We start from the raw sequence: 14,790 nt of genomic DNA, 5'->3' as shown, positions 1-14,790 counted from the left end.
GACTCTCAATTGTTAGTCACAATTGCTTACATTAGTATCCGCCGCCTCAACACCTTGGGGAAGGTCCTAAGCAATGCGCCAGTACGTACCATCTGCAGTGAGTTCGCCACGCCTGATCGTGTCTGCCATCGGTGTCGCCCTTAGCGCCTCGTCGGTGTATGCCGCCGACCCGGCCGCCAGCAGCGCCATTACCCTCGATGCCACCAGCGTCAACGGCAAGGCTGAACAAGCCAGCACCGATTACAAGGTCGAGAAGGCCGCCTCGCAGAAGTACACCGCGCCGCTGGTGGACACCCCGCGCTCGGTCACCGTGATCCCGCAGCAAGTGATCAAGGACACCAATGCCCTGACCCTGCAGGACGCCTTGCGTACTGTGCCGGGCATCACCTTTGGTGCCGGCGAAGGCGGCAACCCGCAAGGTGACCGCCCGTTCATTCGCGGCTTCGACGCCCAAGGCGATACCTATCTGGATGGCGTGCGTGACACTGGCGCACAAACCCGCGAAATCTTTGCCATCGAATCGGTTGAAGTGGCCAAGGGCCCGAACTCGGCCATCGGTGGCCGCGGCGCGGCCGGCGGCACCATCAACCTGGTGAGCAAGCGTGCGCACCTGGGCAACTCGCTGGACGGCGCCTGGACCTGGGGCAGCGACCAGACCCAACGCTACACCTTCGACGGCAACTACCAATTCAGCGACACCGTTGCCGGCCGCCTGAACCTGATGACCCACGAAAGCAACGTCGCCGGCCGCGACAAGGTCAACTACGACCGCTGGGGTATCGCCCCATCGCTGGCCTTCGGCCTGGGCACCCCGACCCGCGTCAACCTCGACTACTACCACCTGGAAAGCGACGACCTGCCGGATTCGGGCATCCCGTACAGCATTCCGACCAATGGCAGCGGTGGACGCACCTCGGCGCACCCGAGCAAACCGGACGACGGCGGCGACAGCGATAACTTCTATGGCTTGACCGGTCGTGACTTCCGCAAGAGCCGCGTGGACATCGCCACCTTCGCCATCGAGCACGACCTGACCGACTCGCTGACCATCAAGAACACCCTGCGTCACGGCAACAGCATGCAGGACTACATCCTGACCCAGCCTGACGACAGCAAGGGCAACGTCAACAACGGTAGCGTCTGGCGCCGTGCCAACACCCGTGTCGGCAACACCGCCACCACCACCAACCAGACCGACCTGTTCGGCGAGTTCTACCTGGGCGGCCTGAAGAACAGCTTCTCCACCGGTATCGAACTGAGCCGTGAAGAGAGCAAGCGCTCCACCTACAACGTCGACACCAATACCCGTGGCTCGACCGCCACCACCTGTAACCCAAGCCTGATCGGCGCGAACAGCGGCTACAACTGCACCTCGCTGGGCAACCCGAACCCGGACGACCCATGGAACGGCGCGATCTCGCGCAACTACGCCGGCACCGATACCAAAGGCACTACGCGCGCCCTGTATGTGTTCGACACCCTGGAGCTAACGCCTGATTGGCTGCTGAACATGGGGCTGCGCTACGACCACTTCGACACCCAGTACCGTACTTATGACGCTGCTGGCGCGACCGTCGTGAACACCAAAGGAATCGCAGCCAAAGGTCGAGACAAGAGTGAATTCGTAACGGGCCAACTTGGCCTGGTCTGGAAGCCAGCCGAGAACGGTAGCATCTACGTTTCCTATGCCACCTCCGCGACACCTCCAGGCGCGATGCTTGGCGAAGGCATGGAAGGCAACCCGCCACCAAACAGCACTGACCGCAACGGCAACCTGTTGAGCAGCGACATGGAGCCGGAAGAAACCACCAACTACGAAATCGGCACCAAGTGGGACCTGCTCGACCAGCGCCTGTCGCTGACCGCCGCACTGTTCCGCACCGAGAAGGAAAACGCCCGCGTCCAGGTGGACACCACCACCTACGAAAACGTCGGCGAAACCCGCGTGCAAGGTATCGAACTGTCGGCCAGCGGCAAGATCACCGACAAATGGCAGGTATTCGCCGGTTACACCTACATGCAGGCTCGCCAGATCGACGGCGGCCCGCTGGGCAAGGCCAACGACGGCAACCAGCTGCCGAACACACCGAACAACAGCGCCAGCCTGTGGACGACCTACTCGATCACGCCGAAGCTGACCGTCGGTGGCGGTGCCTTCTACGTGGATGACGTGTACGGCAGCGTGGCCAACACCACCATGGTCGACAGCTACGTACGCTACGACGCCATGGCCGCCTACAAGCTGACCAAGAACGTCGACCTGCAGTTGAACGTGCAGAACCTGACCAACGAGGTGTACTACGACAAGGCCTTCTCCACCCACTTCGCCAACCAGGCGGCCGGGCGGACTGCACTGTTGACCACCAGCGTCCACTTCTGACGAAACACCCTCAAGCCCCGTTCATTCCTGTGAGCGGGGCTTTTGCGTATCAAGGCATAATGCACGCCGCGCAGTGTGCGGCAGTAAGACAAGGTGATCGATGTGGTGAAGAAGACGCTGTTCCAATTGCACTGGTTCTTTGGCATCACCGCAGGCCTGGTACTGGCCTTGATGGGCATTACCGGCGCCCTGTACTCGTTCCAGGAAGAACTGCTGCGTGCGTTCAATGCCGATGTGCTCAAGGTAGAAGTGCGCGCCGAAGGCGTGCTGCCACCGGCCGAACTGGTGCAGCGGGTCGAAGCCCAGCAACATGACAAAGTGTCGATGCTGTGGGTGGACGTGCGCGAAGGCAATGCCGCACGCATCTTCTTCATGCCACCACCGGGCGAACGCCGTGGCGAGCTGCGCTATGCCGACCCGTACACTGGCGAACTAAAAGGCGAAGTAGCCGGGCAAGGCTTCTTCAATCTCATGCTCAACCTGCACCGTTTCCTGGCCATGGGCGACACTGGCCGGCAGATCACCGGTGCCTGCACCCTGATGCTGGTGTTCTTCTGCCTGTCCGGCCTGTACCTGCGCTGGCCGCGCAAGGCGCTGGACTGGCGCACCTGGCTGACCTTCGACTGGGCCAAGAAAGGCCGTGCCTTCAACTGGGACCTGCACGCCGTGGCCGGCACCTGGTGCCTGCTGTTCTATCTGCTGTTCGCCCTGACCGGGCTGTTCTGGTCCTACGAATGGTACCGCGAAGGCCTGAACAAGCTGCTGGCCGACGCGCCAGCGGCCGGCCAGCAGCAGAAGCGCGGCGAAGGCCGTGGCCGCCACGGGCCGCAGAAAGTCGACAAGAATGCCCCGCCGCTGGTGGTCGACTACGACGCCATCTGGTCCAACCTCAAGGACGCCGCAGGCCCAGGCCTTGCCGCCTACAACCTGCGCCTGCCACCGGCTGGCGGCCAGCCGGCCAACCTGTTCTACCTGCTGGACAACGCCGATCACCCTCGCGCCTTCAACACCCTGGTGCTGGACCCGGCCACCGGCCAGGTGAAAAACCACGACCGCTACACCGACAAATCCTTCAAGGCCCAGCTGCTGCAAAGCGTCTACGCCCTGCACGTCGGTGAGTACTTTGGCCTGCCGGGGCGCATCATCGTCACCATCGCCAGCCTGACAATGCCGTTGTTCTTCGTCACCGGCTGGCTGCTGTACCTCGACCGTCGCCGCAAAAAGCGCCAGGTACGTGAGGCCCGTGGCAACGTCGCCAGTAGCAACGGCAGTGGCGATAGCTGGCTGATCGGTTTTGCCAGCCAAAGCGGCTTTGCCGAACAGCTGGCCTGGCAGAGTGCCGGGCAATTGCAAGCCGCCGGCCTGCCAGTGCAAGTGCGCGCCCTGGCCGAGTTGGGCGAAAACGACCTGCGCCAGGCCCGCCGTGCGCTGTTCGTGGTCAGCACGTTCGGCGATGGCGAAGCCCCCGACAGCGCCCGCGCCTTCGAGCGCAAGGTGCTCGGCCAGCCCTGGGTACTGAACGACCTCAGCTATGCCCTGCTCGCCCTCGGTGATCGCCAGTACCCGCACTTCTGCGGCTTTGCTCGACGCCTGCAGGCGTGGCTGGGTGAGCGCGGTGCCAGCAGCGCCTTCAGCCCGGTGGAAGTGGACAACGCCGACCAGGCTGCCCTGCAGCAGTGGCAGCAGGAACTGGCACAACTAACCGGTGCCCAGCCGGTAGCTGCATGGCAACCGCCGAGCTTTGGCAACTGGTCGCTGGTGCACCGCGAACTGCTCAACCCGGGCAGTCAGGGCCAACCGGTGTACCTGCTAGGCCTGCGCCCAGAGGCGCCTGCCAGCTGGGAAGCCGGTGACCTGGTGGAGATCCTGCCGCTCAATGGTCAGCCACGGATCGACGCGTTCCTCAAGGGCATGGCACTGGACGCCAACACCCAGGTGCAAGTGAATGGCCTGAGCGAAACACTGGCCCAAGCCCTGGCTGGCCGCCAGCTGCCAACACGCCGCGATCACCTGATCGGCTTGCAGCCGCAAGCGCTGATCGACGCACTGGTGCCAATCGGCAGCCGCGAATACTCCATTGCCTCGATCGCCAGTGATGGTGTGCTGGAGCTGATCGTGCGCCAGGAACGCCACGCCGACGGCCACCTGGGCCTGGGTTCCGGTTGGCTGACCGAGTACTTGCCGTTGAACGGCACATTGAGCCTGCGCCTGCGAAGGAACAGTGGCTTCCACCTGCCCGAAACCGCTGCCCCACTGATCCTGATCGGCAACGGCACAGGCATTGCCGGCCTGCGCAGCTTGATCCGGGCCCGGGCAAATGCAGGTGAGCAGCGCAACTGGCTGCTGTTTGGCGAGCGTAACCGAGCGCATGACCTGTTGTGTGGGGATGAACTGCAGGGCTGGCTGGACAGCGGCGACCTGGCACGGCTGGACCTGGCGTTTTCGCGGGATCAGGCCGAGAAGGTGTATGTGCAGGATGTGTTGCTGCAGCAGGCTGACGCGTTCAAACGCTGGGTCGCGGAGGGTGCCTGTGTGTATGTCTGCGGCAGCCTGCAAGGCATGGCTGCGGGGTAGATGCGGCGCTCAACGGCATGCTTGGGGAAGCCGCTGTGCAGCAACTGATCGAGGATGGGCGGTATCGGCGGGATGTTTACTGATCAGACATTGATGGAAAGGCATCAGGCCCCTTGTGCTACAAGGGGCCTGACCTGCTGTCAGTGCAACTCGAAGGTATCGGCATCCAGGTTGGCCGGGAATTTGGCCCGGTACGCCGCCAGTTCCGCCGCACTCAACACAGCAGTAAATACCCCGTCCGCCTCGCCGGCGCTCAGCAGGCTCTCGCCCTGGAAGTCCAGCACCTGGCTGTCACCCGAATACGCAAAGCCTTTGCCATCCGTGCCCACCCGGTTCACCGCAGCCACATAACACAGGTTCTCGATACCCCGCGCCGGCAACAGGCGGTTCCAGTGCTGGCGGCGCGCTGCCGGCCAGTTGGCGGTGTACAGCAGCAGGTCGGTGTCCTGGGCATCGCGGCTCCACACCGGGAAGCGCAGGTCATAACAAATCAGCGGGCGAATCCGCCAGCCCTTTACCTCGAACTGCACCTGGCGCTCGCCTGGGGTGTAATGCTTGTGCTCACCGGCCATGCGGAACAGGTGGCGTTTGTCGTAATGCAGGATCTCGCCGTCCGGTCGCGCCCACAACAGACGGTTGCGGTGGCTACCATCGGCCGCCTGGATGATTACGCTGCCGGTAATCACCGCGCTGTATTTCTTCGCCTGGGCTTTCAGCCATTTGTAGGTCGGGCCGTTCTCCGGCTCGCACAAGCTTTCCGACTGCATCGAAAAGCCGGTGGTGAACATTTCCGGCAGGATCACCAGGTCCACTTCGCCCACCTGCTCCAGCAACTCCTCGAAGTGTGCATAGTTGGCCTCGCGGTCGTGCCAGGCCAGGGTGGTTTGCACCAGGGCGACTCTCAGGTTCGGCAGTGTGCTCAGATCGCGCATAGTCGTTCCGCTGCCTGACGCAGCGTCTCCTCTCGTTTGGCAAAGCACAGGCGCACCAGGCGTTGCTCGGGGATGGGTTGCTGGTAGAACACCGACACCGGGATGGTCGCCACGCCGTGCTCACGGGTCAGCCACAGCGACATGTCGACATCGTTCAGGTCCGGGCGGATCTGCGAATAATCCACCAGCTGGAAATAAGTGCCCGCCGTGCGGGCAAAGCTGAAGCGCGAGCCCTCCAGCAAACCGCAGAACAGGTCGCGCTTGGCCTGATAGAACGCCGGCAGTTCATCGATATGCTCGGGGTGCTCGGCCATGAAGTCGGCCAGCGCACACTGCAGCGGTGTCACCCCGCAGAAGTTGACGTACTGGTGCACCTTGCGCAGCTCTGCGCTCAGCGCGGGCGGAGCGATCACGTAGCCTGTCTTCCAGCCGGTAACGTGGTAGGTCTTGCCGAACGAGCTGACCACGAAGGCACGTTGGTACAGCTGCTCGTGGGCCAGCACGCTGGCATGGCGAACGCCGTCATAAACCAGGTGCTCGTACACTTCATCGCTGACCAGGTAAATATCGCGGTCGGCAACGAGCTTTGCCAGCTGGTCAAGGTCTTCGCGGGTGATCAAGGCACCGCTGGGGTTGTGCGGCGAGTTGAGGATGACCATGCGCGTGCGCGGGCTCAGCGCATCGCTGAACTTCTGCCAGTCGATACGGAAATTGCCGTCGCTCAGTTGCACATGCACACAGCGGCCACCGGCCAGCTCCACGGACGGCTCGTAGCTGTCGTAGCACGGGTCGAAGACAATCACCTCGTCACCGGCATGCACCACCGCCTGGATGGCACAAAAGATCGCCTCGGTGGCACCCGGGGTGATGGTCACTTCCTGGTCCGCATCCACCCTGGCGCCATACAGGCGCTCGACCTTGGCCGCCACCTGCTGGCGCAGGGCCGGCAAGCCGGTCATCGGCGAATACTGGTTATGCCCGGCGGCCACGTGCCGGCCTACCGCATCGAGCAGTGCCTGCGGGCCATTGAAATCGGGGAAGCCTTGGGACAGGTTGAGCGCGCCAGTCTGCACGGCGAGCTGGGACATGGTGGTGAAGATGGTCGTGCCGACATTCGGCAGTTTGCTGCGGATCATGGAGCCCTCTTTCCTGGGGTGTATCCGGCACGGGGTGGAGTCCGAGCATAGCGGATCGAGCGGTCAGGAAAAAGGTTGAAACAATAGGGGGATTGCGGTGGATCAAAAACGGGGCCGCATAGCGGCCCCGTTATCACTGCTAGCGCTTGTCGCGGCGCTTCTTCTCGGCCTTCTTGTGGTGCGACATCAAGCGGCGCTTCTTGTTGACCTGGCGGTCGGTGAGGGTGTTCTTCTTGCCCTCGAACGGGTTCTCACCGCCCTTGTACTCGATACGGATCGGCGTACCGACCAGTTTCAGTACGCGGCGGTAGGTGTTTTCCAGGTAACGCGAGTACGACTTGGGAATGCTCTCGGTCTGGTTGCCGTGGATCACGATCAGCGGCGGGTTGGCACCCCCGAGGTGGGCATAGCGCAGCTTGATGCGGCGGCCATTGACCAACGGCGGCTGGTGCTCGCTCACGGCATCTTCGAGGATCTGCGTCAGGCGGCTGGTCGGCCAACGGGTGACCGCCGACTTGAACGCGGCCTGCACCGACTTGTACAGGTTGCCTACACCTGTGCCATGCAAGGCGGAAATGAAGTGAATGTCGGCGAAGTCGACGAAGAACAGCCGGCGCTCCAGCTCGGTCTTCACGTAGGCACGCTCGCCCGGTTCCATGCCATCCCACTTGTTCAGGGCGATGACGATGGCGCGGCCGGCTTCCAGGGCGAAGCCCAGCAGGTTGAGGTCGTGGTCAACCACGCCTTCGCGGGCATCCATGACGAAGATGACCACGTTGGCGTCCTTGATCGCCTGCAGCGTCTTCACCACCGAGAACTTTTCGACTTCCTCGTGGATCTTGCCGCGCTTACGCACCCCGGCGGTGTCGATGAAGGTGTACTTCTCGCCATCGCGTTCGAACGGGATGTAGATACTGTCGCGGGTGGTGCCTGGCTCGTCGTAGACCACCACACGCTCTTCGCCGAGCATGCGGTTGACCAGGGTCGACTTACCAACGTTGGGGCGGCCGATGATGGCGATCTTGATGCCATCCTTTTCGCTTGGGCCAGGAATGCGCACGGCTTCCTCGCCTTCGGCGACTTCCTGGTCGAGGGCTTCGTCTTCGGCATCACGCGGCAGGTGGCCGAGCACGGCTTCCATCAGGGCATTGATACCACGGCCCTGGGAACCCGCCACCGGAATGGCGTTACCCATGCCCATTGGCGAGAATTCGGCGCGGGCAACGTCGGGGTCGATGTTGTCGATCTTGTTGGCAACCAGAATCGCCGACTTGTTCCGCTTGCGCAGGTGCTCGGCGATCATCTGGTCTGCTGCGGTCATGCCCGCACGGGCATCGACCAGAAACAGCACATAGTCGGCTTCTTCGATGGCCATGAGCGACTGCTCGGCCATTTTCTCGTCCATGCCCACTTCGTCACCGGTGATACCACCGGTGTCGATCAAAATGAAGGAACGACCCTGCCAGGTGGCGTCACCGTACTGGCGGTCACGGGTCAGGCCCGACAAGTCACCGACGATGGCATCGCGGGTTTTGGTCAGGCGGTTGAACATGGTGGATTTGCCGACGTTCGGGCGGCCCACCAGGGCTATTACGGGAACCATCGGCTCTCCACTCTCGAATTCTTGAAAATGCAAAGGCCGCTGCAAGGCAGCGGCCGGAGTACGGGCGGCGTTTCCTACGCCGCGGCTTGAAGCCCGCCAAGGCTCCAAGCATAGCTTCAGCGGACGGTCAGTGCCTCGAGCTTGCCGCTGTTGCCGAAGACGTAGATGGTGTCACCGACCACAAGTGGCCGGGCGCGCAGGCCATCGCTGTCGATACGCTCACGGCCGACGAAACGGCCATCGACCTGGCTCAGCAGGTGCAGGTAGCCTTCGAAGTCCCCTACAGCCACGTAGCTGGAGAACACTTCCGGTGCCGACAGCTGACGGCGGGCCATGGTGTCGTTGCTCCACAGGGCGCTGGAAGAGCGCTCGTCGACACTCTCGACAGTACCCGAGGCTTCGCTGACATAGACGTTGCCGTAACCCTGGGCGACACCCACATAGCTGGAGGCATCGCGCTGCCACAGCACGCGGCCGCTTTCCAGGTCCAGGCCCGCTACGCGGCCCTGGTAGGTGCTGACGTAGAGGGTTTCACCGGACAGCAGCAGGCCGCCGTCGATGTCGACCACACGGTCCAGCTCGGAACGGCCCTGCGGGATGGCCACGCGGCTTTCCCACACCGGCACGCCGTTGTTGATGTCCACCGCGACCACCTTGCCAGTGGACAGGCCGGCAATGGCCAGACGGTTGGTGGCGATCGGCGCACCGGTGCCACGCAGGGTCAGTACGGCCGGGGTGTTTTCGTAGATCCAGCGGCGGTCGCCAGTGGCGGCATCCAGGCCGATCAGGCGGTCGTCCTGGGTCTGTACCACCACCACATCACCGTTGTTGGCCGGTGGGGCCAGCACTTCGCTGGTCACGCGGGAGCGCCAGCGCTCTTCACCGGTGCTGGAGTCCAGGGCAATGACTTCACCCTTGAGGGTACCGAGCATGACCAGGCCGTAGCCCACGCCAACAGCGCCGGAAACCTGCAGCTCCAGGTCTTTCTTCCACACCACGTCACCGTTGATGCGATCAAGGGCAAAGACTTCGCCATTGACGTCGGAAGCGTAGATACGGTCGTTTTCGATGGCCGGTACCAAGGTGTTGTAGGTTTTACCCTGGCCGTCACCGATCGAACGGCTCCACTGCTTTTTCAGCACCACTTCCTCGGTGAACTTGGTCAGCTCGGCCGGGGGCAGTTCTTTCTTGCTGTTGCTGCTGCAACCTGCGGCCAGTACGGCCAGGGTCAGCACTGCTGCATGTTTCCAACCGATCACTTACGCGTCCCCTTTAGCCAGGTCATCCAGCTTCAATTGCAGGCCACCGACCGCCGCGTCATCGGACAGCGCAGCCTTGGCTTTTTCGTAAGCGCTGTGCGCGTCGTCGGCGCGACCCAGCTGTACCAGCAGGTCACCCTTCAACTCTTCACGGCTGGCCAGGAAGGCTTTGTCGGCGTCGCCGTCAAGCAGCTTCAGGGCGTCCTCGGCCTTGTTCTGGGCGGCCAGTACGCGAGCCAGACGCTGGCGCGAAATCTCGCCCAGGGTCACGTCGGCCGGCTTGTCCAGCACGCTTTTCAGCTCGGCGGCAGCGTCGTCGAGCTTGCCGGTCTCGACCGCTACCTTGGCCACGAACAGGCTGCCGTACTGGGCGTAGGCGGTGCCGCCGAACTCGCTCTTGAGCTTGCCGGACAGCTCCGCGACCTTGGTGGCGTCTGGCTGGCCAGTCGGCGTCAGGCTGGTTTCAAGCAAAGCCTGATACAGCTGCGAGGCACCTTGCGACTGGTTGTTCTGGTACTTGTGCCAGGTATTCCAGCCCAGCACCACCACGCCAGCCAGCAATGCGCCGGTCAGCAGCGGCTTGCCGTTGCGGTTCCACCAGTCCTTGACCCCTGCCAGGTCATCATCATCGGTACTCGACACCCCAATACTCCTTTTCGCCTATTCGCTTGTTGAACCGCGTTACGCCTGCGCGATCGCGGTTTCCAGGTGCTCTGCAAGAGCATCCCAGGCAATGTTCTGTTGTTCGCCCTGGCCACGCAGGGGCTTCAAGCCAATCTCTTGCTTGGCCAATTCGTCGTCGCCGAGGATCAGGGCAAACAGCGCGCCGCTCTTGTCGGCTTTCTTGAACTGGCTTTTGAAACTGCCACCGCCGGCGTTGACTGCCAGGCGCAGGCCCGGCAGGCGGTCGCGCAGGCCTTCGGAAAGGCGCAGGCCAGCCAGTTCCGCCTGCTCGCCGAAGGCGCACAGGTAAACGTCGATCTGGCGGCTGATGGACTCTGGCACCTTGCCCAGGGTTTCCAGCAGCAGGATCAGGCGCTCGATGCCCATGGCGAAACCAACACCCGTGGTTGGCTTGCCGCCCATCTGCTCGACCAGGCCATCGTAGCGGCCACCGGCACACACGGTGCCCTGGGCACCGAGCTTGTCGGTCACCCACTCGAACACGGTCTTGCTGTAGTAGTCCAGGCCACGCACCAGCTTGGTGTTGATCACGAACGGAATACCGGCGGCGTCCAGGCGGGCCTTGAGGCCTTCGAAGTGCACGCGGGATTCTTCGTCCAGGTAGTCTTCCAGCTTCGGAGCGCCAACCAGCACCGCCTGGGTGTTCTGGTCCTTGCTGTCGAGAATGCGCAGCGGGTTGCTCTTCAGGCGGCGCTGACTGTCTTCGTCCAACTGCTCCAGGCGCGCCGAGAGGAACTCGACCAACGCGTCACGGTAGCGTGCACGGGCTTCACTGGTGCCGAGGCTGTTGAGTTCGAGCTTGACCGCATCCTGGATACCCAGCAGGCCCCACAGGCGCCAGGTCAGCATGATCAGCTCGGCGTCGATGTCCGGGCCGTCCAGGTTGAACACTTCCACGCCAATCTGGTGAAACTGGCGGTAGCGGCCCTTCTGCGGGCGCTCATGGCGGAACATCTGCCCGATGTACCACAGCTTCTGCACCTGGCCGTTGCCGGTGATGCCATGTTCGAGCACAGCGCGCACGCAGGCCGCGGTGCCTTCAGGGCGCAGGGTCAGCGAATCGCCGTTGCGGTCCTCGAAGGTGTACATCTCCTTTTCGACGATGTCGGTCACTTCACCGATCGAGCGCTTGAACAGCTCGGTGAACTCGACGATCGGCGTGCGGATCTGGCTGTACCCGTAGGTGTCCAGCAGGCCGGCCACGGTGCCTTCGAAGTAGCGCCACAGTGGCGACTGTTCTGGCAGGATGTCGTTCATGCCACGGATGGCTTGCAGCGATTTGCTCACGAAAAGTCCTTACGAATTCTGTGTGTCAGCCACGGACGATCAGCGCCGCGTCGGCCTCGACCTTTTCGGCCGCTTTCTGGCGGATGAGTTTTTCCAGCTCATCGACCAGGTTGTCATTGGTCAGTTTCTGCGCAGGCTTGCCGTCGATGTAGATCAGGTTCGGCGTGCCGCCGGTCAAGCCTACATGGGCTTCCTTGGCTTCACCTGGGCCGTTGACCACGCAACCGATCACCGCCACGTCCAGCGGCACCAGCAAGTCTTCCAGGCGCCCTTCCAGCTCGTTCATGGTCTTGACCACATCGAAGTTCTGCCGCGAGCAGCTCGGGCAGGCGATGAAGTTGATGCCACGCGAACGCAGGTGCAGCGACTTGAGGATGTCGTAGCCGACTTTCACTTCTTCGACCGGGTCGGCCGCCAGCGAGATACGGATGGTATCGCCAATGCCTTCGGCCAGCAGCATACCGAGGCCGACGGCAGATTTCACCGTCCCCGAACGCAGGCCACCGGCTTCGGTGATGCCCAAGTGCAACGGCTGCACGATCTGCTTGGCCAGCAGCCGGTAGGCTTCGACGGCCATGAACACGTCGGAGGCCTTGACGCTGACCTTGAAGTCCTGGAAGTCCAGGCGGTCGAGGTGCTCGACGTGGCGTAGGGCCGACTCGACCAGCGCTGCCGGGGTTGGCTCGCCGTACTTCTTCTGCAGGTCTTTTTCCAGGGAACCGGCGTTGACCCCGATACGGATCGGGATACCACGGTCGCGGGCGGCATCGACCACAGCGCGCACACGGTCTTCACGGCCGATGTTGCCTGGGTTGATACGCAGGCAATCGACGCCCAGCTCGGCAACGCGCAGAGCGATCTTGTAGTCGAAATGGATGTCGGCGACCAGCGGCACGCTGACCAGCTGCTTGATCTTGCCGAAGGCTTCGGCGGCGTCCATGTCCGGTACCGAGACACGTACGATGTCCACGCCGGCATCGACCAGGCGCTGGATTTGCGCCACGGTGGCGGCTACATCGTTGGTATCGGTGTTGGTCATGCTCTGCACCGCGATGGGTGCGTCACCACCCACCGGCACATTGCCAACCCAAATTTTGCGGGATTCGCGACGTTTGATCGGAGATTCGCCGTGCATGACTTACTGTCCCAACTTCAGGCGAGCGGTCTCGCCACTGGTGAACGGGGCAACATCGACGGCCTGGCCGTTGTAGCTGACCTGGGCGCCACGGGCAAAGCCCAGACGCACCGCGAACGGCGGCTTGCCGGTCAGCTCGAGGTTGTCCCCCTTGCGCTTGATGGCGCTGAACAGCACCTTGCCGTTGCCGTCGCTGACCTGGGTCCAGCAATCGGCGGTGAACTGGATGGCAACCTTGGCACTGCCAGCCGGTATTGCGGCAGGCTCGGCGGCGACCACGGTAGACGCGGGCGCCGCAGGCGCAACAGCGGCAGGTGCTGGGGTAACCGGTGCTACCGGGGCAGGCGCAGCAGCAGGCGCGGGTTGCGCGGGTGCTTGCTGGCCCGCTGCCGGGGCCGGCACTGCGGCAGCGGCTGGGGCCGCGCTGGTCGGCGCCTGTTCAGCGGCCGCGGCAGGCTGCTCGGTTGCGCCCTGCTCCAGCGCCAACGGCGCGCTTTCGGCCTGCTGGCCGACGGAAACGGCCTGGTCTTCAGGCTCATCGAGCGGGTGAATCTGGGTGGTGCCGTCGGCGCTTTCGACTTCGACGTGCTCCAGGGCAATCTTGGCCAGGTCCTTGCCACGCAGGCTGCCCTGGTCCTGCCACCAAACAAAGCCGCCACCGACCACGGCCACCAGCAACAGCAGGCTGACGCCGCGCAGGATGTTATGCGACAGGCGCACCGGCTCTTCGATGCGGCCCAGCGAATGCACTTCGCTGCCCTTGGCGTGAGTACCGGTGTAGCGGTCGAAGGCCTCTACCAGGGCGGCCTGGTCGAGCTCCATCAACTTGGCATAGGCGCGAATATAGCCACGCGCGAAGGTATGCCCGGGCAGCTTGTCGAAGGCGCCGGTTTCCACGTGGTTCAACGAACTGACAGTGAGGTTGAGCTTGCGGGCCACCTCGGCTTGAGACCAGTCCCGTTTCTCACGGGCCAGGCGCAAAAGCTCACCGGGGTTCTGGCCAGGCGCTACTGCTACTTCGGGATGCGCGGCGTTCATCGTTGCTCCGACAGGTATTGCTGGTATTCCGGCGTACCGGGATAAAGTCGTTGTAATTGCTGGCCCAGTTCGGCCAGTGCGCCCTGCTCGTCGAACACTCTGGCAAGGCGGCTGCCCAGCAGCAGGCTACGGGCGTCGTGGTCGCTCAACTGGCTGAAACGATCGTAGTAGTCCCGGGCCTGCACATAATGCCTGTTTTCGTAGGACAACTCAGCCATTTCCAGCAACGCTTTCGGTTGCCGCTGGTTGAGTTGCAACGCTTTCAACAGATAGGCATGCGCCTGGTCGCGGCGCTCGAGCTTGAGGGCGGTCAGGCCCAGGTTCTCGTACACGCGTGAGCGCTCAGGATACAGGGTATCGGCACTGGCCAGGCGAAACATCTGCTCGGCCTCGGCAAATCGCCCCTGAGCATAAAGGAAACTGCCGTAATTGTTGCTAATTCGTGTGTCGCCGCTGCTGATCTGCAGGGCCTTGCGAAAGTGCGTTTCGGCCAGCGCCGGTTCGCCTTCGGCCTGAAACACCAGCGCCAGGGCAGCGTGCGCGTCGGCATCCCGCCCATCCAGCGCCAAGGCCTTGCCCAGTGGTGCCTTGGCCTGCTCGGTCAAACCCTGTTGCAAATAACCCAGGCCAAGCTGCACATAAGCTCGCCCCGCTTCCACCTTCCCCTGGCGACTGGCCAGGGGGTCGCCCACGCCACCCGACACGCAGCCGGCCAGCAGCGAAAGCGCAAGGATCGACAGCGCGGTGCGCAGGCTCATGGGC

Annotated in this window: 10 protein-coding genes and 1 pseudogene; 2 read left to right on the top strand and 9 right to left on the bottom strand. The window is 63.1% G+C overall.

Going from position 1 to position 14,790, the window contains the following annotated elements; translation table 11 throughout:
• Positions 1–73 precede the first annotated feature (73 nt).
• Both AB5975_14790 and AB5975_14785 read left to right on the top strand, forming a co-directional pair.
• On the top strand, positions 74–2,380 hold the full coding sequence (locus AB5975_14790; GenBank protein XDR17971.1) for a TonB-dependent receptor: 2,307 nt from the start codon (positions 74–76) through the stop codon (positions 2,378–2,380).
• 102 nt (positions 2,381–2,482) lie between these two features.
• Positions 2,483–5,037: pseudogene (locus tag AB5975_14785) on the top strand (PepSY domain-containing protein).
• A gap of 57 nt (positions 5,038–5,094) precedes the next feature.
• Here the strand turns inward: AB5975_14785 and AB5975_14780 are convergent.
• The 9 genes from AB5975_14780 to pilW all read right to left on the bottom strand — a co-directional run bounded on the left by AB5975_14780 (position 5,095) and on the right by pilW (position 14,786).
• Positions 5,095–5,886 (bottom strand): amidohydrolase, encoded by a 792-nt coding sequence (locus tag AB5975_14780; protein ID XDR17970.1) that lies wholly within the window; start codon positions 5,884–5,886, stop codon positions 5,095–5,097.
• Positions 5,874–7,022 carry a pyridoxal phosphate-dependent aminotransferase gene (locus tag AB5975_14775; protein ID XDR17969.1) on the bottom strand — a complete coding sequence of 383 codons (1,149 nt, stop codon included), beginning with the start codon at positions 7,020–7,022 and terminating at the stop codon, positions 5,874–5,876. Before AB5975_14775 ends, AB5975_14780 begins: the two co-directional genes overlap by 13 nt.
• A gap of 139 nt (positions 7,023–7,161) precedes the next feature.
• A complete protein-coding gene (gene der, locus AB5975_14770; protein XDR17968.1) occupies positions 7,162–8,625 on the bottom strand; it encodes a ribosome biogenesis GTPase Der in 1,464 nt (487 codons plus the stop codon).
• 116 nt (positions 8,626–8,741) lie between these two features.
• A complete protein-coding gene (gene bamB / locus AB5975_14765) occupies positions 8,742–9,884 on the bottom strand; it encodes an outer membrane protein assembly factor BamB (GenBank protein ID XDR17967.1) in 1,143 nt (380 codons plus the stop codon).
• Positions 9,885–10,526: a tetratricopeptide repeat protein gene (locus AB5975_14760; GenBank protein XDR17966.1), complete on the bottom strand. Its 642-nt coding sequence runs from the start codon at positions 10,524–10,526 to the stop codon at positions 9,885–9,887.
• A 39-nt stretch (positions 10,527–10,565) separates the two neighbouring features.
• Positions 10,566–11,855, bottom strand: coding sequence for a histidine--tRNA ligase (gene hisS, locus AB5975_14755; GenBank protein XDR17965.1), 1,290 nt, complete (start codon positions 11,853–11,855; stop codon positions 10,566–10,568).
• A 25-nt stretch (positions 11,856–11,880) separates the two neighbouring features.
• Complete coding sequence (gene ispG, locus AB5975_14750; GenBank protein XDR17964.1) at positions 11,881–12,990, bottom strand: flavodoxin-dependent (E)-4-hydroxy-3-methylbut-2-enyl-diphosphate synthase; 1,110 nt, start codon at positions 12,988–12,990, stop codon at positions 11,881–11,883.
• Between the two features lie 3 nt (positions 12,991–12,993).
• Positions 12,994–14,028 carry a RodZ domain-containing protein gene (locus AB5975_14745; protein ID XDR17963.1) on the bottom strand — a complete coding sequence of 345 codons (1,035 nt, stop codon included), beginning with the start codon at positions 14,026–14,028 and terminating at the stop codon, positions 12,994–12,996.
• Positions 14,025–14,786, bottom strand: coding sequence for a type IV pilus biogenesis/stability protein PilW (gene pilW, locus AB5975_14740; GenBank protein XDR17962.1), 762 nt, complete (start codon positions 14,784–14,786; stop codon positions 14,025–14,027). The genes AB5975_14745 and pilW overlap by 4 nt, the downstream gene beginning before the upstream one ends.
• Positions 14,787–14,790 lie beyond the last annotated feature (4 nt).

The sequence above is a fragment of the Pseudomonas putida genome (assembly GCA_041071465.1).
GTDB lineage: Bacteria > Pseudomonadota > Gammaproteobacteria > Pseudomonadales > Pseudomonadaceae > Aquipseudomonas > Aquipseudomonas putida_P.
This window is presented reverse-complemented; position numbering and strand designations above follow the sequence as displayed.

Coding starts and splice junctions, on each gene's coding strand:
- AB5975_14745 (XDR17963.1), bottom strand. CDS start 14,028: ATGAACGCCGCGCATCCCGAAGTAGCAGTAGCGCCTGGCCAGAACCCC.
- pilW (XDR17962.1), bottom strand. CDS start 14,786: ATGAGCCTGCGCACCGCGCTGTCGATCCTTGCGCTTTCGCTGCTGGCC.
- der (XDR17968.1), bottom strand. CDS start 8,625: ATGGTTCCCGTAATAGCCCTGGTGGGCCGCCCGAACGTCGGCAAATCC.
- AB5975_14790 (XDR17971.1), top strand. CDS start 74: ATGCGCCAGTACGTACCATCTGCAGTGAGTTCGCCACGCCTGATCGTG.
- ispG (XDR17964.1), bottom strand. CDS start 12,990: ATGCACGGCGAATCTCCGATCAAACGTCGCGAATCCCGCAAAATTTGG.
- AB5975_14775 (XDR17969.1), bottom strand. CDS start 7,022: ATGATCCGCAGCAAACTGCCGAATGTCGGCACGACCATCTTCACCACC.
- AB5975_14780 (XDR17970.1), bottom strand. CDS start 5,886: ATGCGCGATCTGAGCACACTGCCGAACCTGAGAGTCGCCCTGGTGCAA.